Annotated in this window: 15 protein-coding genes; 8 read left to right on the top strand and 7 right to left on the bottom strand. The window is 66.5% G+C overall.

Annotated features, from left to right (window positions below; all coding sequences use genetic code 11):
• Positions 1 to 8: 8 nt before the first annotated feature.
• Positions 9 to 911, top strand: a complete 903-nt coding sequence (locus EG799_RS09250; protein WP_158611051.1) for a formate/nitrite transporter family protein — start codon at positions 9 to 11, stop codon at positions 909 to 911.
• 19 nt (positions 912 to 930) lie between these two features.
• Here EG799_RS09250 and EG799_RS09255 read toward each other — a convergent pair whose 3' ends face one another.
• From EG799_RS09255 to EG799_RS09270, 4 genes are read right to left on the bottom strand one after another with little or no spacing between them, the layout of a single operon-like run.
• Positions 931 to 1260, bottom strand: a complete 330-nt coding sequence (locus EG799_RS09255; RefSeq protein WP_123880538.1) for a cytochrome o ubiquinol oxidase subunit IV — start codon at positions 1258 to 1260, stop codon at positions 931 to 933.
• Positions 1260 to 1886, bottom strand: a complete 627-nt coding sequence (locus tag EG799_RS09260; protein ID WP_123880540.1) for a cytochrome c oxidase subunit 3 — start codon at positions 1884 to 1886, stop codon at positions 1260 to 1262. Before EG799_RS09260 ends, EG799_RS09255 begins: the two co-directional genes overlap by 1 nt.
• Positions 1883 to 3946 (bottom strand): cbb3-type cytochrome c oxidase subunit I, encoded by a 2064-nt coding sequence (locus tag EG799_RS09265; RefSeq protein ID WP_123880542.1) that lies wholly within the window; start codon positions 3944 to 3946, stop codon positions 1883 to 1885. Before EG799_RS09265 ends, EG799_RS09260 begins: the two co-directional genes overlap by 4 nt.
• Positions 3943 to 4875 carry a COX aromatic rich motif-containing protein gene (locus EG799_RS09270; RefSeq protein WP_123880544.1) on the bottom strand — a complete coding sequence of 311 codons (933 nt, stop codon included), beginning with the start codon at positions 4873 to 4875 and terminating at the stop codon, positions 3943 to 3945. The genes EG799_RS09265 and EG799_RS09270 overlap by 4 nt, the downstream gene beginning before the upstream one ends.
• Before the next feature lie 258 nt (positions 4876 to 5133).
• Here EG799_RS09270 and EG799_RS09275 point away from each other — a divergent pair, with 258 nt between their 5' ends.
• From EG799_RS09275 to bktB, 4 genes are read left to right on the top strand one after another with little or no spacing between them, the layout of a single operon-like run.
• On the top strand, positions 5134 to 5934 hold the full coding sequence (locus EG799_RS09275; protein WP_234029097.1) for an enoyl-CoA hydratase/isomerase family protein: 801 nt from the start codon (positions 5134 to 5136) through the stop codon (positions 5932 to 5934).
• Positions 5931 to 6908, top strand: a complete 978-nt coding sequence (locus tag EG799_RS09280; protein WP_123880548.1) for an NAD(P)H-dependent flavin oxidoreductase — start codon at positions 5931 to 5933, stop codon at positions 6906 to 6908. The genes EG799_RS09275 and EG799_RS09280 overlap by 4 nt, the downstream gene beginning before the upstream one ends.
• On the top strand, positions 6905 to 7786 hold the full coding sequence (locus EG799_RS09285) for an alpha/beta fold hydrolase (RefSeq protein ID WP_123880550.1): 882 nt from the start codon (positions 6905 to 6907) through the stop codon (positions 7784 to 7786). The genes EG799_RS09280 and EG799_RS09285 overlap by 4 nt, the downstream gene beginning before the upstream one ends.
• A 23-nt stretch (positions 7787 to 7809) precedes the next feature.
• Positions 7810 to 8994: a beta-ketothiolase BktB gene (bktB, locus tag EG799_RS09290; protein WP_123880552.1), complete on the top strand. Its 1185-nt coding sequence runs from the start codon at positions 7810 to 7812 to the stop codon at positions 8992 to 8994.
• A gap of 12 nt (positions 8995 to 9006) precedes the next feature.
• Here the strand turns inward: bktB and EG799_RS09295 are convergent, their stop codons facing one another.
• The 3 genes from EG799_RS09295 to EG799_RS09300 are packed head-to-tail and all read right to left on the bottom strand — an operon-like array spanning position 9007 to position 12937.
• Complete coding sequence (locus EG799_RS09295; protein ID WP_123880554.1) at positions 9007 to 11145, bottom strand: malate synthase G; 2139 nt, start codon at positions 11143 to 11145, stop codon at positions 9007 to 9009.
• The gene (locus EG799_RS14085; RefSeq protein ID WP_181950891.1) at positions 11142 to 11300 is read right to left on the bottom strand and encodes a hypothetical protein; all 159 of its coding nucleotides are present in this window, start codon (positions 11298 to 11300) and stop codon (positions 11142 to 11144) included. The genes EG799_RS09295 and EG799_RS14085 overlap by 4 nt, the downstream gene beginning before the upstream one ends.
• A 41-nt stretch (positions 11301 to 11341) precedes the next feature.
• Entirely contained in the window at positions 11342 to 12937 is a 1596-nt protein-coding gene (locus tag EG799_RS09300) for an isocitrate lyase (protein ID WP_123883002.1), read from the bottom strand.
• 145 nt (positions 12938 to 13082) lie between these two features.
• Here EG799_RS09300 and EG799_RS09305 point away from each other — a divergent pair, with 145 nt between their 5' ends.
• The 3 genes from EG799_RS09305 (at position 13083) to EG799_RS09315 (ending at position 19560) form a co-directional block, all read left to right on the top strand.
• Positions 13083 to 14483: a helix-turn-helix domain-containing protein gene (locus EG799_RS09305; RefSeq protein WP_123880556.1), complete on the top strand. Its 1401-nt coding sequence runs from the start codon at positions 13083 to 13085 to the stop codon at positions 14481 to 14483.
• 72 nt (positions 14484 to 14555) lie between these two features.
• Positions 14556 to 17924 (top strand): amidohydrolase family protein, encoded by a 3369-nt coding sequence (locus tag EG799_RS09310; protein ID WP_123880558.1) that lies wholly within the window; start codon positions 14556 to 14558, stop codon positions 17922 to 17924.
• 136 nt (positions 17925 to 18060) lie between these two features.
• Positions 18061 to 19560, top strand: coding sequence for a CoA-acylating methylmalonate-semialdehyde dehydrogenase (locus EG799_RS09315; protein ID WP_123880560.1), 1500 nt, complete (start codon positions 18061 to 18063; stop codon positions 19558 to 19560).
• Positions 19561 to 19563 lie beyond the last annotated feature (3 nt).

Raw genomic sequence — 19563 nt, forward strand, 5'->3', positions numbered from 1 at the left:
TAGCCTGCATGAGCAAGGACAAGGACGCCGGCAAGGGCGATACTTCGGTGGAGAACAGTCCGCAGGATCGCGAACTCGAAGCGCTTTCCAGCAACGACAAGCGGATCATCCGGCGTCACGAGACCGCCAACGCGAAGCTCGTTCACGAAATCATCCGGCTGCGCGGTATCGAGGAACTGGAGCGCCCGTTCTTCTCGCTCTTGTGGTCCGCGCTCGGGGCCGGCTTCGTGATCGGCCTGTCTCCCTACGCAATGGGCATTCTCGGCGTCGAACTGCCCGAAGGGCCGTACAAGGACATCATCGTCTCGCTCGGCTACGTAGTCGGGTTCGTCGCCGTGATCGCGGGCCGGATGCAGCTGTTCACCGAAAGCACGATTACCGCGGTGCTGCCCGCCGCGACGACGGTCTGCGTCAAGAACACGCTCCGCACGCTTCGCCTGTGGATCATCGTTTTCGCCGGCAACATGATCGGCACCTTCATGTTCGCCCTGTTCACATACTGGGACATCCCCCACCAGCCGGAAATCTCCGAGGAGATCCGCCGCCTCTCCGCAGAGGCGATGGGTCACTACATGGTCGCCCCGTTCCTGCTGGGCATACCCGCAGGGTTCATGCTGGCGGTTCTGGTCTGGTCGCTACCGAACCTGGAACGGCAGGAGATGCTCGCCATCTCGCTCATCACCGGTTTCATGGCGCTGGCGCACGTCGCCCATAGCGTTGTCGGAGCGGCGGAGATGTGGGTGTCGGTGCTGTTCGGCGACGTGACGCTGGGCGACGGGCTGTTCGGCTTCCTTCTGCCCGCGGCGCTCGGCAACCTCGTGGGCGGGGCGGTGCTGTTCGCCTTTCTTGCCCATGCGCAGGTCCGTCCGGAAATCGAGGACGACAAGGAAGCGGGCGTGGTTGACGGCTAGACGCGAAACGCGAAGCCCGTCACCCCATCCTCGCGTGCTGGCTGAACAGAATCCACATCGTTCCGCCCACCATCAGCAGGACGACAAGGCCGGTAAAAAGCACGAGTTGCAGATCGTCGCGATGCGACCGGTCGAGATCGACATGCAGGAAGTAGCGAAAATGGGCGGCGATCTGAAGCAGGGCCAGCGCGCCCAGCCCGGCCAGCAGCCAGCCGGTCGAAACCGGCCTGAAGATGACGAGCGCAAAACTCGCCGCCGTCAACAGGATCGCCGCCGCCAGCCCCGTCACGAGATCGCGCCATTCGCGGCGCGGATCGCCATCTTCGCTGTCGGGCAGGTTGGTCGCCATCACACCGCTCCGAACAGGAACGCGACGGTCACGATAGCGACCCACACGATGTCGAGCATGTGCCAGAACAGCGCCAGCCGCATGATGCGCAGCCGTACCACCTGTTGCAACCGCCCGACACGCATCCGCATGAGCAGGACGCCCACCCACAGGAGACCGGCGGCGACATGCAGCCCGTGGCAGGCTAGCAGGGTGAAATGCGCCGAGAGGAAGCCGCTGCGCTGCGGCACCGCGCCATCGGCGACCAGGCGGACGAAATCGCGCGCCTCCAGGCCCAGGAAGGCGAGGCCGAGAGCGGCCGTGACAAGCAGCCATCGCACCGTCTGCCGCGGATCCTGCTCGTATTTCTGCGCCAGCGAGGCCAGACCGAAGGTAAAGCTCGATGCGAGCAACAGCGCGGTTTCGATCGCCGCGCTGGCAAGGTCGGTCACGTCGCGGGGCGCCGGGCCGCCCGCCACACCGTGCACGCTCATCGTGGCATAGGTTGCCAGCAACACGGCGAACAGCACGAGGTCGCTCATCAGGAAGACCCAGAAGCCGAACATGACCGGTTCCGGCTTGCGATGAACTTCGGGGTGCGACGATTCGGCAGCGACGCCGGGATGGCGGGCGACGTTATCGTTCATTGCGTTGCCACCGCCCGGCCGCGGTTTGCAGGTTCGAGTTCGGCGAAGCGGTCGATGGGCGTGGCCGCGCGCGCGCGGGTCAGCCATGCCTCGTGCTGCCTGCGGACATCGGCGGCGGGGATGGTGCGCATCTGGTCGGTATCGAAGCTGCGCACGATCAAGGCGCCCCATGCCGCAGCAAAGCCGGCGACGGCCGCCCACCAGATATGCCAGACAAGCGCGAAGGCGCAGACACAGGCGGCGGCCCCGATGATGACCGGGATACCGGTATTGCGCGGGACTTCGATGTCCTCGTAACTATCGGGCGAGCGATAGGCGCTCTCCTGCCGCTTCATGACGGTGAAGGTCTCGGTATCGACGACCTTCGGCAGCACGGCGAAATTGTATTCGGGCGGCGGGGAGGGCGTCCACCATTCGAGCGAATGTCCGTCCCACGGATCGCCGATGGGTGCGGCCAGCTCGTCGCGCCGCTTCACGCTCAGCCACAATTGAACGAGCAGCGCGACGAAGCCGAAGGCGATCAGCCACGCGCCCGCCCAGGCGAACAGCAGGAAGGGTTCGTATTCGGCGCGGTAGAACTGCGCCGTGCGTCGCGTCGCTCCCATCAGGCCGAGGATGTAGAGCGGCATGAAGGCGGCCAGGAACCCGCCGCTCCAGCAGACCCAGGCGATGCGCCCCCAACGTTCGTCGAGGCGGAAGCCGAAAACCTTGGGGAACCAGAACATGTAACCTGCGAGCAGGCCGAAAAGCGTTCCGGGTACCAGCATGTTATGGAAGTGCGCGACCAGGAACAGCGAGTTGTGAACCGCGAAATCGACCGGCGGATTGGCGAGGATGATCCCCGAAAGCCCCCCGATCACGAAACAGGCGATGAAGGTGATCGCGAACAGCATCGGGGCGGTCAGCCGGATACGCCCCCGGTACATCGTCAGCAGCCAGTCATACACCTTCACTCCGGTGGGTATCCCGATCAGCATGGTGGCGATGCCGAAAGCGGCGTTGACGCTGGCGCTCTGCCCCATGGTGAAGAAATGGTGCAGCCAGACCGTGAAACTGAGCACCGCGATGCACATCACCGCGAACACCATGGACGGATAGCCGTAAAGCCGCTTGCCGGAGAAGGTGGAGATCACCTCCGACCAGATGCCGAAGGCAGGCAGGACGAGGATGTAGACCTCGGGATGGCCGAACAGCCAGAACATGTTGGCATAGGCCATCATGTTGCCGCCGAGATCGTTCGTGAAGAAATGGAAACCGGCATAGCGATCAAGCGCCAGCAACCCCGTCGCCACGGTAAGCGGCGGCATGGCGAAGATCATCAGGATCGCCGTGCACAGCGCGCACCAGCAGAACAGCGGCATGCGGAACAGCTGCATGCCGGGGGCACGTTCCTTGTAGATCGTCACGGCGAAATTTATTCCGCTGAGCATCGATCCGACGGACGCGAGCGAAACGGCCCAGATCCAGTAATCCACACCCTCACCGGGGCTGAAGGGTGTTTCGGTGAACGGGGGATATGCGCTCCACCCGCCGATCGCGAACTTGCCCACCACAAGGCTTGCCATGACGATTCCGGCCCCCGCAGCCGTCAGCCACAGGCCGACAGCGTTGAGGAAGGGGAACGTCAGGTCGCGCGCCCCTATCTGCAACGGCATGACGTAATTGATGACGCCGGTCAGGAACGGCATTGCGGTGAAGAAGATCATCGCCGTGCCATGGGTGGAGAAAAGCTGGGCGAAATGTTCGGGGCTGACGACGCCGTCGGCATTCACGGCCAGCGCCTGCTGCATCCGCATGAGACCCGCCTCGATCAACGCGCGGGCAAGCATCACGAAGGCGATCACGGTGTACATGATACCGATCCGCTTGTGGTCGAGGCTGGTCAGCCACTCCTCCCACAACCACCGCCAGCGATGCTTGACCGTCAGCAGGACGACAACCGCCAGCGGTGCCGCGATCGCGATGCCGGCGGCGCAGTCGGCAATGAGATCGCCCTTGGGGGGAAAGTCCGACCAGCGCAGCGTGCCGAACAGCCAGTATATCCAGTCGTGACCGGTCACGGCATCGCCCCCGCCGGGATATCGTGCGCGGCCGGCCGGAGCTCCGGGGGATGCGGTGCGTCGCCGTGGAGCATGGGCGCGGTATTCTTCGCCGGACGGTACTTCGCCACGATGCGGTCGAACAGGTTCGGGGCGACGGCGCCGAAATGCAGCGGCCGTGCCACCGTGGACGGGCGGGCGAGGCGAGCGTAGGCAGCAAGGGTCATCGGCGCGCCTGCTCTGTTCGCGGCGATCCAGTCGCGATACCCTTCATCGTCGCGAACACGCACGACGAATTTCTGCTCGTGGAAATGGCGCCCGTTGAATTGCGTGTTCATGCCCCGGAAATCGCCCAGTTCGTCGGTCAGCAGGTGCAGCTGCGTCTCCATTCCCGCCATGGCGTAGATCTGGCTGCCGAGACGCGGCACGACAAATGACATCATCGGTCCGTCCGCAGTCAGCGTGAAAGCAACTTCGCGCCCCTCGGGCAGGACCAGTTCATTGACCGATGCGATATTTTCGTCGGGGTAGATGAACAGGAATTTCCAGTCGAGCCCCACGACTTCGATGCGTAGCGGATCGCGTCCGGCGGGATCGAGCCTCTCATAGGGGTCGAGGCGATGGGTCGTGTGCCATAGTGAAAAGGACAGAAGACCGACGATCACGAAAGGCACGCCCCAGATAAAGACTTCCAGCGGCCAGGCGAAATCCCAGTCGGGTCGATAGGTGCTGTCGCGCCGGGTCAGGCGATAGCGCCACAATACGACCGGAAGCATGACGAATACCGGCACGATGACGATCATCACCAGCAACGTCGTGCGGACCAGGTGGTCATGCTGGATCGCCGCCACCCGGCCCGCCGGAAACAGGATGCCGTCCTTGGCGAGCGAGCATCCGGTGAGGAGAAGCGGGATGGCAAGCAGGCAGGAAAGGCGACGCGCGAAATTCACGCCGACCCTTTGCAGCGGATCGCCCCCTGTCCGCAACGGCCTTTGTGAATCGAATCGCGCGGCACCGGTTGGGCCGGCAGGTGATCGGTTGCTTCCCCGATCCGCCCAGGGCCGCACCACGTCGTGACGCAATCACGGCTGGCAATATGGGCCCGTCGATGCTGAAAGGACCGGCAAGACGAGTTTTGCAGGAGGACTGACTTTCATGTGGCGCACCCGCATCGACTCCCGGAAGCGGGGCTCGCGATGAGCGGCCCGATGATCGAAACGCGCCTCGCGGACACCGTGGCGACGATCACCCTGTCGCGGCCAAAAGTGGGTAATGCCTTCGACGTGTCGATGGCGTCGGCGTTTCGCGCGGCCGTGGAGGGCTGCGCGGATGATCCGGCGGTCCGCTGCATCGTCGTGACGGGCGCCGGACGAATGTTCTGCGTCGGCGGGGATATCGGCGCGATGGCGCAGGCGGGTGGTGATCGGGCGACCATGCTCGAACAGCTGATCGAAGATCTGCACGCCGCCCTTTTCCGGCTGGCGACGATGCCCAAACCCCTCGTGGTTGCGGTCAACGGTCCGGCGGCGGGGGCCGGGTTCAGTCTCGCACTGCTGGGAGACGTCGTGATGGCCGGCAGGTCGGCAAACTTTCTTGCCGCCTATGGCGACATCGGTCTGAGCGCCGACGGCGGCATGAGCTGGACCCTGCCGCGCATCGTCGGCCTGCGAACGGCGCAGCGCCTCCTTCTGCTCAACGAGAAGGTCGGGGCGGAGGAAGCCCTGCGCCTCGGCATTGCAAGCAAGGTGGTCGCCGACGACGAACTGATGCACGAGACCGGTACGCTCGCATCCCGGCTGGCGGGGTCTTCGATGACGTCGCTGGGCGCCGCGCGGCGCTTGCTGCACGAAAGTTTCCAGAGCGACTTCGCCACGCAGCTGGAAAGCGAGCATGCCTCGATGGTTTCAGCCGCCGGTGGTGTCGATCATCGAGAGGGGGTTGCCGCCTTCCTCGCACGGCGCAAACCGCAATTCTCCGCCCGGCCGGGAAGCGAAGGGAAGGGCGCATGACGCTCAGAACGCGGATCACCGAACTGCTCGGGATCGAGCATCCGATCGTCCAGGGCGGCATGATGTGGGTCGGCCGCGCGGAACTGGTGGCGGCGGTTTCCAATGCCGGCGGTCTGGGCATCCTCACCGCGCTGACGCAACCTGCACCCGACGACCTGCGGCGGGAGATCGACCGGTGCCGCGCGATGACGGACAGGCCTTTCGGCGTGAACCTCACCATCCTGCCCTCCGCCAGCCCGCCGCCCTATGCCGAATATCGCCAGGCGATCATCGAAGCCGGCGTGCGGATCGTGGAGACGGCGGGTGCGCGTCCGCAGGAGCATGTCGAGCATTTCAAGGAGCACGACATCATCGTGCTGCACAAGTGCACCGCCGTGCGCCACGCGCTTTCCGCGGAGCGAATGGGGGTGGACGTCATCTCCATCGACGGGTTCGAGTGCGCCGGCCATCCGGGCGAGGATGACATTCCCGGTCTCGTCCTCATCCCGGCCGCCGCCAATGTCGTGAAGCTGCCGATCCTGGCATCGGGCGGGATCGGCGACGGTCGCGGGCTGGCGGCGGCGCTTGCCCTGGGCGCGGACGGCGTAAACATGGGAACGCGCTTCTGCGCGACGAAGGAAGCGCCGATCCACCAGCGGGTGAAGCAGTTCATCGTCGACAATGACGAGCGCGCGACCAACCTCATCTTCCGCAAGTTCCGCAACACCGGACGCGTCGCGAAGAACAGCGTCTCTGACGAGGTCGTGACCCTCTCCGCCCGGGAAGGCGTGGACTTTTCGGACATCCATCACCTCGTTGCGGGAGCGAAGGGGCGCGAGGGGCTGGAGACGGGTGATCTGGACGCCGGTCTGATCTGGGCCGGGCAGGTGCAGGGGCTGATCGACGACATCCCGAGCTGCGCCGAGTTGGTGACGCGCATGGTCGCCGACGCCGAAGCGATCATCCGCGACAGGCTGGGCGCCATGCTGGCATGACGACGAAAGACGCGCGGGTCGAAACGCCCGAGGGCAATTCGCTCGCTTGCGACAGTATCGGGGCGGGTGAGCCTGTCATCCTTTTGCACGGGGCGGGGCAGACGCGCCACGCCTGGGCCAGAACCGCCGCGGCTCTGGCCGATGCCGGCTACCGTGCGATCACCTTCGACGCGCGCGGCCACGGGGATAGCGACTGGACTGACGCTTACGGAATACCGCCCAACGTCACCGATCTGCGAGCCGTGGTCGCGCAGCTTTGCCCGCCGGGCGCGAGACCGGCGATCATCGGTGCCTCGATGGGAGGGTTGACCGGTATCGCCGCGCTCGGCGGCGACAACCCCTTGCCCGCGTCCTCGCTCGTTCTGGTCGACATCGCCCCCCGGTTCCAGCGGGAGGGGACCGGGCCAATTCTCGATTTCATGGCCGCCAATCCCAATGGCTTCGCTTCGGTGGAGGAGGCTGCCGACGCCGTGGCGCGATACATGACGGACCGCCCGCGCCCGCGCAACGCTGCGGGTTTGCGCAAGAACCTGCGGCTGAAGAACGGTCGCTACCACTGGCACTGGGATCCGGCCTTCATGGACCCGGCCGTCAACCGTGACTTTGGCAACCGACGCTTCGATCTGGATGCGGCGAGCGCGCGTATCGCGGTTCCGGTCATGCTGGTCTATGGCGAGCACAGCAAGGTCGTGAACGCGCAATCGGTGGCGCATCTGCGGGCGTTGTTGCCCGATGCCGAAACTGCGCGGGTCGAGGGGGCGGGCCACATGGTTGCGGGCGACGCGAACAATCCCTTTACGGAAAATATCCTCGGGTTCCTGGAATCGCACTATCCGGCCGAGGCGCCATCGCGCGGCGCCGGTGCGGTATCGCGCTGAGCAACGAAGCGGAGGACCGGGTCATGGAAGACATCTACATCGTCAGCGGCGTTCGTACCCCGGTGGGGGATTTCGGCGGTTCGCTGAAAGGCTTCCTGCCGGCCGAACTCGGCAGGCTCGTCTCGGCCGAAGCGATCATGCGTGCAGGCGTGAAGCCCCTTGACGTAGAGCATGTCGTCTTCGGCCAGGTCATGCCGACCAGCGCCCGCGATGCGATGCTGAGCCGCGTCATCGCGCTTCGGGCCGGCATTCCGGACAGCGTGCCGGCGCTCACCCTCAATCGCCTGTGCGGATCGGGCCTGCAGGCCATCGTCTCGGCCGCTCAGATGATGCAGCTTGGCGAGGCGTCGATCACGCTGGCGGGCGGGGCGGAAAGCATGTCCAACGTGCCCTATCACGACTTCGGCACGCGCTGGGGCTGCAAGATGGGCGACAATACGCAGGAGGATGCGCTGACCGTCGGCCTGCAGGACGCCATCGGCGGCTACCACATGGGCATAACCGCCGAAAACGTGGCACGGCGTCACGGTATCAGCCGCGTGGAAATGGACGCGCTCGCCGTGACCAGCCACCAGCGCGCGTCCCGGGCGATCGCGGAAGGTCGCTTCGCCGAACAGATCCTCCCCGTCGAGGTGAAGACGCGCAAGGGCACGCACAGTTTCGACACCGACGAACACGTCCGTTCCGACGTCGACGCCGAGGCGCTTGCCGCGATGCGGCCGGCTTTCGCAGGCGACGGTACGATCACTGCCGCCAATGCGAGCGGCATCAACGATGGCGCGGCGGCGGTGGTGCTGGCAACGGCGGGCGCGGTCGAAGCGAGGGGGCTCGCACCGCTCGCTCGGATCGTCGCCTGGGGCCATGCCGGGGTCGAACCCGATCACATGGGCGAAGGGCCGATCAAGGCCGTCCCCATCGCGTTGCGCCGCGCGGGACTGGACCTTGCACGGATGGACGTGATCGAAAGCAACGAGGCCTTCGCCGCCCAGGCGGCGGCGGTGGCCAAGGTGCTCGGTTTCGATTCGGCCAAGGTCAATCCCAACGGTTCGGGCGTCGCGCTCGGCCATCCTGTCGGGGCGACGGGTTGCATCCTGACGATCAAGTGCGCGTACGAACTGGCGCGCGTGGGCGGAACCTGGGGCCTCGTCACCATGTGCATCGGCGGCGGACAGGGAATCGCCATGGTGATCGAACGCGTCCGCGACTGAGAGCGGGCGGGATCACCCCTTCGCGCGGCGGCGAAAGGCGTGCAGCAGCGGCTCGGTATAGCCGCTCGGCTGCGCCCGCCCTTCCACGATCAGCGCGCGCGCGGCCGCCAGTTCCAGAGCGTCCTCGTCGCCGGTCATCGGCCGATAGGCGGGATCGCCCGCGTTCTGCCGGTCGACCAGTGTCGCCATGCGCGCAAGCGCCGCGTCCACCTGTTCCCCGCTGACGATGCCGTGATGCAGCCAGTTGGCGATGTGCTGGCTGGATATGCGCAAGGTCGCCCGGTCTTCCATCAGCCCGACCTCGTGGATGTCGGGCACCTTGGAACATCCCACGCCCTGCCCCACCCACCGCACGACGTAGCCGAGGATGCCCTGGATGTTGTTGTCGAGTTCCTCGGCAATCTCCGCCTCGCTCCACCCGGTATCGCGGGCCAGCGGCGCGGTCAGCAGGTCCGTCAGCGGCGCGACCGGTTCGCCAGCGCGGGCCGCCTGCCGCCGCGCGACGTCGATACGGTGGTAATGCGTCGCGTGCAGCGTCGCCGCGGTGGGGGAGGGCACCCAGGCCGTGCTCGCCCCGCTTTGCGGATGAGCGGTTTTTTCCGCCAGCATCGCCGCCATCCGGTCGGGCGCGGCCCACATGCCCTTGCCGATCTGCGCGCGCCCCGAAAAGCCGCAGGCAAGGCCGATCTGGACGTTGCGATCCTCGTAGGCGGCCAGCCACCCGGCCTGCTTGATCGCCGCCTTTCGCAGCATGGGACCGGCCAGCATCGAGGTGTGGATCTCGTCGCCCGTGCGATCGAGAAAGCCGGTGTTGATGAAGAATACCCGTTCGCGCACCGCATGGATGCACGCGGCCAGGTTAGCGCTGGTGCGCCGCTCCTCGTCCATGATGCCGATCCGGGTGGTATTGCGGGCCAGGCCGAGCATGTCCTCGACCGCATCGAACACATCGTTGGCGAAAGCGCATTCGGCGGGGCCGTGCATCTTCGGCTTGACGATGTAGATCGCACCCGACCGGCTGTTGCGATAGCGGCCCCGGGCCTGCACGTCGTGCAGGGCAATCGCGCTGGTGAGAATGGCGTCCAGCAAACCCTCGAACACCTCGCTGCCATCGGGCAGCAGAATGGCGGGGTTGGTCATCAGGTGGCCGACATTGCGCACCATCAACAGGCTGCGCCCCGGCAGGGTCAGCCTGTCGCCGCCGGGCAGCGCGTAGCTGCGATCCCCCGCAAGTTCGCGGGTGAGCGTCTCCCCGCCCTTCTCGAACCGCGCCGACAGATCGCCGCGCATCAGGCCGAGCCAGTTGCGATAGGCGGCGACCTTGTCTTCCGCATCGACAGCGGCGACGGAGTCCTCCAGATCCACGATAGTGGTCAGCGCGCTCTCGAGGCGGATGTCGGCGATGTTCGCCGGGTCGGTCCCGCCGATGGGGTGATCGGCATCGATGACCAGTTCGATATGCAGGCCGTTGTTCTTCAGCACGATGGCCTTGCCGGTGCAGGCGACGAGCTGCGAAGGTTCGGCAAGCCGGGGCTTGCCGCCCTGCCAGTCCGCCCAGCCCTGACCGGCGAGCGGCACCGCGTCGTCGAGAAAGGCCTTGGCCCAGGCAACGACGCGCGCGCCGCGCTCGGCGTCGTAGCCGCCGGCGGGCGGCGGGTCGCCCAGCGCGTCAGTGCCGTAGAGCGCATCGTAGAGGCTGCCCCAGCGCGCGTTGGCCGCGTTCAGCAGGAAGCGGGCGTTGAGCACCGGAACCACGAGCTGCGGCCCGTGCAGCTCGGCGATTTCCGCATCGCAGCCGGTGGTGCGAATCGTGAAGGGAGCCGGTTCGTCGCACAGATAGCCGATCTCGCGCAGGAACGCTTCGGGCGCGGCAGAACGGGCGTCCGGATTGTCCCAGTGCCAGCCGTCTATCGCGCCCTGCAGGCGTTCACGCTCGGTCAGGAGCTCGCGGTTTGCAGGCGTGAACCGGGCGAGCAGCGCGGCTGTGTCGCGCCAGAAATTGTCCGCCTCGATCCCGGCGGGCGGCAGCACTTCGGTTTCGACGAACCCTGCCAGACGCCGGTCTACCGCCAGCCCCGCCCGGTCCACCCGCTCTCCTTCGGATGGCCGGACAGATCGCTCCGCCCTGTCGAGAACGCCCGCCTCGCTCATCGCGCCGGACCGCGTCCCAGGCGGTGATGCAGATTGTCGAACTTGGGCATGTCCTCGTCCACTTCGGCGGTACGGATGTAATGCACCACGGCGCGGCGGATCAGGCGGAAGTCGTCCGTCGAGAAGATCGGACGGGAGATCACAGGCTGGCTCATTGTCGGTTCCTTTCAGATTGTATGGGTGCCGGTATGGTTCGTCAGGCGGCAAACTGGTTCATGGTGTTGTGCGCCCCGCCCGCCTTCAGCGCCGCTTCTCCGGCAAACGCCTCCTTGTGGTCGTCGCCGATGTCGGAGCCGGCCATGTTCTGATGTTTCACGCAGGCGATGCCCTGCCGGATTTCCTCCCGCTGCACCTGCCTGACGTAGCCCAGCATACCGTCCTCGCCGAAATAGCGTTTTGCCAGATTGTCCGTGCTCAGCGCCGCCGTGTGATAGGTCGGCAGGGTGATGAGGTGGTGGAAGATGCCCGCCCGCTTCGCCGCGTCGGCCTGGAAGGTGCGGATACGCTCGTCCGCCTCGCGGCCTAGCTCGCTGGCGTCGTAATGCTCGCTCATCAGCCTCTCGCGATCGTAATCCGACATGTCGCGGCCCTCTGCCGCCCAGGCGTCGTAGACCTGCTGGCGGAAGTTCAGCGTCCAGTTGAAACTGGGCGAATTGTTGTAGACGAGCTTGGCGCCTGGCACTTCGGCGCGGATGCGCTCGACCATGCCGGCGATCTGCTCGACATGCGGCTTCTCGGTCTCGATCCACAGGAGGTCGGCGCCGTTCTGAAGGCTGGTGATGCAATCGAGCACGACGCGGTCCTCCCCGGTCCCGGGGCGGAACCGGTAGAGGTTGGACGGCAGGCGTTTGGGTTCCAACAGCTTGCCGCCGCGACTGATAAGGACCTGGCCGTTGCCGATCTGGCCGGGTGCGATTTCCTCGCAATCGAGGAAGCTGTTGTACCTGTCCCCCAGATCGCCCGGCTCGCGGCTGTAGGCGATCTGCTTGGTCAGGCCCGCGCCGAGGCTGTCGGTGCGCGCGACGATGACGCCGTCCGGCACCCCCAGTTCCAGGAAAGCGTAGCGGCAGGCACGGATCTTCTGGAGGAAGTCCTCGTGCGGCACCGTGACCTTGCCATCCTGGTGGCCGCACTGCTTCTCGTCGCTGACCTGGTTCTCGATCTGCAGGGCGCAGGCGCCCGCCTCGATCATCTTCCGCGCCAGCAGATAGGTCGCTTCCGCGTTGCCGAACCCGGCGTCGATATCGGCGATGATCGGGACGACATGCGTTTCGTGCGAATCGATGGCTTGCTGGGCCCTGGCGGCGGCGGCTTCGTCCCCCGCCTCGCGCGCCGCGTCGAGATACCGGAACAGCATACCCAGCTCGCGCGCGTCGGCCTGCCGCAGGAAGGTGTAAAGCTCCGCGATCAGGGCGGGCACGGACGTCTTCTCGTGCATGGACTGGTCGGGCAGGGGACCGAACTCGCTGCGCAGCGCGGCGACCATCCAGCCCGACAGATAGAGATAGCGGCCCCTGGTGGTGCCGAAATGCTTCTTGATGGAGATCATCTTCTGCTGGCCGATGAAGCCGTGCCAGCAGCCCAGCGACTGCGTGTAGGCGGCGGGATCGGCGTCGTAGGCGGCCATGTCGGCGCGCATGATCCTGGCCGTATGGCGGGCGATGTCGAGCCCCGTGGCAAAGCGGTTCTGCACACGCAGGCGCGCGGCGAATTCCGGGTCGATGTCGCTCCAGCCTTCGCCGGCCTTCTGGCGGATTGCGCTCTGGCGGTGGATTTCCTCGAAATAGGTCATGGGTAAAGACGATCCCGTCGATTCGTTTGCGATGGGCCAGCTATCGGCGGCCTGCCGGTGCGTGCGAACCGCCAGCGGTGTGAAGTTGTCAAACATTACAGAAATCGCTTGTAAGGATGTAAGGCGTGTCACATGCTCGCCCGCGATGGCACGCAAGGCGTTGTATATGGGGCCGCGTCTCAAGCGGGTGCGGCGCGAACTGGGCCTGACCCAGGCCAATATGGCGGAAGATCTGGAAATCTCGGCCAGCTACATCGCGTTGATGGAGCGCAACCAGCGGCCCGTCACCGCCGACATGCTGCTGAAGCTGGCGACCACCTATCATGTCGATATCGCCGACCTGGCGCAGGGGGAAAGCGAGCAGACCGCCGAGAACCTCGCCGCCGCGCTGCGCGATCCGCTGTTCGCCGACATCGATCTGCCCGGCCTGGACGTGGGCGACATCGCCACCAGCTATCCCACCTTCGCCGAAGCGCTGTTGCGGCTGTTCGCGGCCTACCGGCAGGAGCACGTCGCGCTCGCCGACCTGCGCGCCGGCGGGGAGGGAGAGAGCCCCGCCAGCCAGCCCGATCCGGTGGCACAGGTGCGCGGTTTCCTGGCGGCGCATCGCAACTGCTTCCCAGACCTCGACGACAGCGCCGCGCGGGCTGCGCGCGACATGCCCGACCTTGCCGGGATGCGCGACCGGATACAGGAGCGGCACGGTCTCGCCGTCCGGTTCGAGGATGACGGGCTGATGGCAGGGGCGGTGCGCTTCCACGATTACCATCGCCGCCGGATCCTCATCAACGAGGGTCTGCCAAACGCCGGGCGGCGCTTCCAGGTCGCGTTGCAACTGGCCATCCTGGAGCAGGGCGAGGCGATCGATGCGCTGGTGGCAGACGCCGCGCTGACGAGCGAGGATGCCCGGGTGCTGGCGCGACGAGCGCTGCAATCCTACTGGGCGGCCGCCGTGCTGATGCCCTACGCCGCCGTGCTCAAGGCGGCCGAGGGGTTGCGCTACGATGTCGAGCTGATCGCGGCCCGCTTCGAGGTCAGCTTCGAACAGGCCGCCCACCGGCTCACCACGCTGCAACGTCCCGGCGCGAAGGGCATTCCCTTTTTCTTTCTGCGGGTGGACCGCGCGGGCAACGTGTCGAAGCGGCTCGACGGGGCCGGCTTCCCGTTCGCCCGCTCGGGCGGGGCCTGTCCGCTATGGAACATCCACCATGTCTTCGACCGGCCCCGCCGCGTCGACGCCCAGGTAATCGCGCTGCCCGACGGGGAGCGCTACCTGTCGATTGCGCGGACCGTTTCGGCGGGCCACGGCGGATACGGCGCCCCGCGCGTCACCCGCGCGGTGGCGCTCACCTGCGCGGCGAAACACGCCGATCGCACCATCTACGCCGACGCGCCGGGCAACGCGGAGCCAACGCCTATCGGAGTGACCTGCCGGCTGTGCCAGCGCCCGCGCTGCCTGGCCCGCTCGGCCCCGCCGATCGGGCGCGAGATCGCCCCGCACCGGTTCCGCGACACCGGCGTGCCCTTCGCCTTCGCTTCCGAATGAGCCCGCCGTTGCGTGCCGGCGCGCCATCGTTACAAGGGTAACGGTTTTCCGTTTCTGACGAAGGCTTACCGCATGATCCGCAAAGTCGCGTTCCTCCTTTCCGCCGGCCTGTTTTCCGTGGCCGCCGCCGCCCAGCAGCCGCAGCCCGAACCGGGCAGCGCGCCCGATCCGGTGGAGGAAACCGAAGCGACCGAGGACCAGAACCTGCGGCCCGACCTGCCGCCGCCCGATCCCGCCCCCGGCCAGTCGGTGGAGGACGATGCGACCGGTGCCGGCGTCAGCGCGCAGGAGGGCGAACCCGACTGGGACGTCAACAACCCGCCCGGCGTGCCGATCACGCAGATCCCCATCCGGGTGGACGAGGGAACCTGGATGGATCTCGACGTATCGCCCGACGGTGGCACCATCGCCTTCTCCTTGCTGGGCGATATCTACACCATGCCGATCACGGGCGGCACGCCGACGCGCATCGCCCAGGGCCTTGCCTGGGAAGTACAGCCGCGTTTCAGCCCGGACGGGCGGCGCATCGCCTTCACCTCCGACAGGGGCGGCGGTGACAATATCTGGATCATGAACGCCGACGGGTCCGACATGCGCCAGCTTACGCAGGAGGATTTCCGCCTCCTGAACCAGCCCACCTGGTCGCCGGACGGACAGTTCATCGCGGCCAAGAAGCATTTTACCACCGGACGTTCGCTGGGCACGGGCGAAGTGTGGCTCTATCACGTATCGGGCGGCAGCGGCGTGGCGCTCGTCGAACGCCCGAACGAGCAGCACCAGAAGGAACTGGGCGAACCGATCTACTCGGCCGATGGCGGTTCGATCTACTACACCCGCAACATCACGCCCGGCCCGATCTTCGAATACGCGCAGGATTCGAACACGGATCTGTTCCATATCGAGCGCTACGATTTCGAAACAGGGGAGACGACCACGGCGGTATCGGGCCTGGGCGGTGCAGTGCGCCCGACGCCATCGCCCGACGGTACGATGATCGCCTTCGTCCGGCGCGAGAACACGCAGTCGCAGCTGCATGTAAAGGACATCGCCACCGGCGTGACACGCATGATCTACGCCGATCTCGACAAGGACGTGCAGGAGACATGGGCCGTCACCGGCGTCTATCCCAACATGGACTGGACGCCCGACAGCCGTTCGATCGTGTTCTGGGCCGGCGGCAAGATCCGCCGGATCGACGCGGACGGTTCGAACATGCAGGTCATCCCGTTCGCGGTGGACGACACGCGCGGGATCCTGCCCGCGCCGCACCCGGTCATCCCGGTCGCGACCGACACCGTCGATGTCACCATGGCGCGCTTTGCCGAAGTTTCCCCCGACGGACGGACGGTGGTGTTCGAAAGCCTCGGCAAGCTCTACACCATGCCCGCGTCGGGCGGCACGATCCGTCCGCTGACGAACGACGAGGACGTGCGCGAACTCTATCCGAGCTGGTCGCGCGACGGACGACGGATCGTCTACGTCCGCTGGACCGATTCCGGCCTGGGCGAAATCCGTACCCTCGATGCCAGCGGCCGCAACGCCCGCACGGTCACGACCATGCCCGGCCATTACGCCCGTCCGCATTTCAGCCCCGACGGCCAGACCATCGTGTTCGAGAAATCGACCGGCGGATATCTGACCGCGGAATCCTACAGCGAGGATCCCGGCGTCTACCGGGTAGCCGCGTCGGGCGGCGATCCGGTGCTGGTCAGTCGCGACATGGCGCGCCCGCATTTCGGCGCATCCAACGATCGCATCTTCATGACCGGCAGCGAAGAGGGCGCGCAGACGCTCGTTTCCACCACGCTGAACGGCAACGATCCGCGCACGCACGCGAAAGGCGATCTCGTCACCAGCTATCACGTCTCGCCATCGGGCCGGTTCGTCGCCTTTACCGAGAATTACGACGCCTTCGTCATGCCGCTCATGCCCGGTGGACAGGCCGTGACGCTGTCGGCCGATGCGAAGAACCTCCCGGTGGTGGAGGTTTCGGACAGCGGGGCCGACTACGTCCACTGGTCCAATGATGGCGACCGGCTGCACTGGTCGCTCGGGCCGACGCTCTACACCGCCGCGCTGTCCGACCTGTTTGCCGACGCGCCGCCGGCGGAAGGCGAGGAGCGGACGGCCTACGTGCAGCCCGAAACGGGCGTTTCCATGCTCCGCCGCGTCCCCGCCGACCGGCACGAGGGGCGCGTGGCGATCACCGGCGCGCGGATCATCACCATGGCGAGCGAGGATGGCGGGATCATAGAGAACGGCACGATCCTGGTGAATGGCGACGTCATCGCCGCCATCGGCCCCGCCGCCTCCGTTGCCGTACCCGCCGGGACGCCGACCATCGACGCGGCGGGTCGCACGATCATCCCCGGCCTGGTCGACGCCCATGCCCACGGCTCCTACTCGGACGACGAGCTCGTGCCGCAGCAGAACTGGAACCTGACGGTCGCGCTGGCGCTCGGCACCACGACGATCCACGATCCCAGCAGCGACACCTCGTTTTTCGTCGCCGAGGACATGCAGCGCACCGGCATGATCGTCGCCCCGCGCATGTTCAGCACGGGCCGCATCATCTACGGCGCGCGCAACCCCTACGCCTATGCGCAGATCGACACGATCGAGGACGCGCTCGATCACGTCCGCCGTCTGCGCGCCGAAGGGGCACCCAGCGTCAAGAACTACAACCAGCCGCGCCGCGACCAGCGGCAGATGGTGGTGGAGGCCGCCCGGCGCGAGAACATGCTGGTGGTGGCAGAGGGCGGATCGCTGTTCGGCATGGACATGAACCTGATTGCGGATGGCAATTCCACGCTCGAACACAACGTGCCCGTCATGACCATGTACGAGGACGTGCTGCAATTCTTCGGCCAGTCCAACACCAACAACACGCCTACCCTCGTGGTCGGCTATGGCGGGCTGGCGGGCGATCCGTACTGGCGGCAGGCGACCGACGTGTTCGAACAGCCGCTGCTGCGGGCGCACATGCCGCCGGCGACCCTGCGCGCGGAAACGGCCCGGCGCACCACCGCGCCCGAAGGCGACTTCATCGACGACGACGTCGCACGCGAAGCGAAGAAGCTGGCGGATCGCGGCGTGCTCGTTTCCATCGGCGCGCACGGCCAGCAGCCGGGCATCGCCGCCCACTGGGAGATCTGGTCGTTCGTGCGCGGCGGGATGACCCCGATGGAGGCGTTGCAGGCCGCGACCATCGTGCCCGCCCGCTCGCTCGGCATGGATCGCGAGATCGGCAGCCTCGAGGTCGGCAAGCTCGCCGATCTCGTCATCATCGATGGCGATCCGCTCGACAACATCCGCAACACCGAACGGGTGGAGACGGTGATGGTCGGCGGCCGCGCCTACGATTCGGCGACCATGAACGAGGTGGTGACGGGGGATGGCGAGCGCGCGCCGTACTGGTGGGAACGGCGCGAAACGCTCTGAGCGCAAGACAGTCCGGACCGGGCGGGACCGAACCCGCCTCCGGCCCGTTGGATAGCCGAGAGAGACGCCTCATGCCCGGCCGCCGCGCTGATGGGCACGGGCCGCGAGAGAGTAACCAGCAGGAGCACATCGCATCATGCGAACCATCGACCACGTCATCGCCGGCGGGACCGGCAGCCAGTCCGCCCGTACGCACAAGGTATGGAACCCCTCGACGGGCGAGGTGCAGGCCGAGGTCGCGCTGGGCGATGCGGCGCTGCTCGACAGGGCGGTAGAGGCGGCGAAGGCGGTCCAGCCGGAATGGGCGGCGACCAATCCGCAAAAGCGCGCGCGGGTCATGTTCCGCTACAAGGAACTGCTCGAAGCCAACATGCAGGAACTCGCCGAACTGCTCAGCTCCGAACACGGCAAGGTGATCGACGACGCCAAAGGCGACGTGCAGCGCGGGCTGGAAGTGATCGAATATGCGTGCGGAATCCCGCAGGTCGGCAAGGGCGAATATACCGCCGGGGCGGGCACGGGCATCGACGTCTATTCGATGCGCCAGCCGCTCGGCATCGGGGCGGGCATCACCCCGTTCAACTTCCCCGCGATGATCCCGATGTGGATGTTCGGCATGGCGATCGCGGCGGGCAACGCCTTCATCCTGAAACCGTCGGAACGCGATCCGTCGGTGCCGGTGCGCCTCACCGAACTGTTCCTGGAAGCCGGCGCGCCGGAGGGGCTGCTGCAATGCGTCCACGGGGACAAGGAGATGGTCGATGCAATCCTCGATCATCCCGATATCGCCGGGGTCAGCTTCGTCGGTTCGTCCGACATCGCGCACTATGTCTACAAGCGCGGCGTCGCCGCGGGCAAGCGGGTGCAGGCGATGGGCGGGGCCAAGAACCACGGCATCGTGATGCCCGACGCCGATCTCGACATGGTGGTGAACGACCTCGCAGGCGCGGCCTTCGGCTCGGCGGGCGAGCGGTGCATGGCGCTGCCGGTGGTGGTGCCGGTGGGCGAGGATACGGCAGAGCGGCTGCGCGACAAGCTGATCCCCGCGATCAACGGTCTGCGGGTGGGCGTCTCGACCGACAAGGACGCGCATTACGGCCCGGTGGTCACCCCCGAGCACAAGAGCCGCATCGAGCAGTGGATCGACACCGCCGAAAAGGAAGGCGCCGAGATCGTGGTGGACGGCCGCGGCTTCTCGCTGCAGGGGCACGAGGACGGCTTCTTCGTCGGCCCGACCCTGATCGACCGCGTGACGCCCGACATGGACAGCTACAAGGAAGAGATCTTCGGACCGGTCCTCCAGATCGTGCGCGCCGCCGATTTCGAGGAGGCGGTGCGCCTGCCGAGCGAACACCAGTACGGCAACGGCGTCGCCATCTTCACCCGCAACGGCCATGCCGCGCGTGAATTCGCGCAGCGGGTGAACGTGGGCATGGTCGGCATCAACGTGCCGATCCCGGTTCCGGTCAGCTATCACACCTTCGGCGGCTGGAAGCGCAGCGCCTTCGGCGACACCAACCAGTACGGCACAGAGGGGCTGAAGTTCTGGACCAGGGTCAAGACCGTGACCCAGCGCTGGCCCGACGGCACCGCCGACGGCGACGACAAGAGCGCCTTCATGATTCCGACGCTTTGAGGG

It is taken from the genome of Aurantiacibacter spongiae, from assembly GCF_003815535.1.
Lineage (GTDB): Bacteria > Pseudomonadota > Alphaproteobacteria > Sphingomonadales > Sphingomonadaceae > Alteraurantiacibacter > Alteraurantiacibacter spongiae.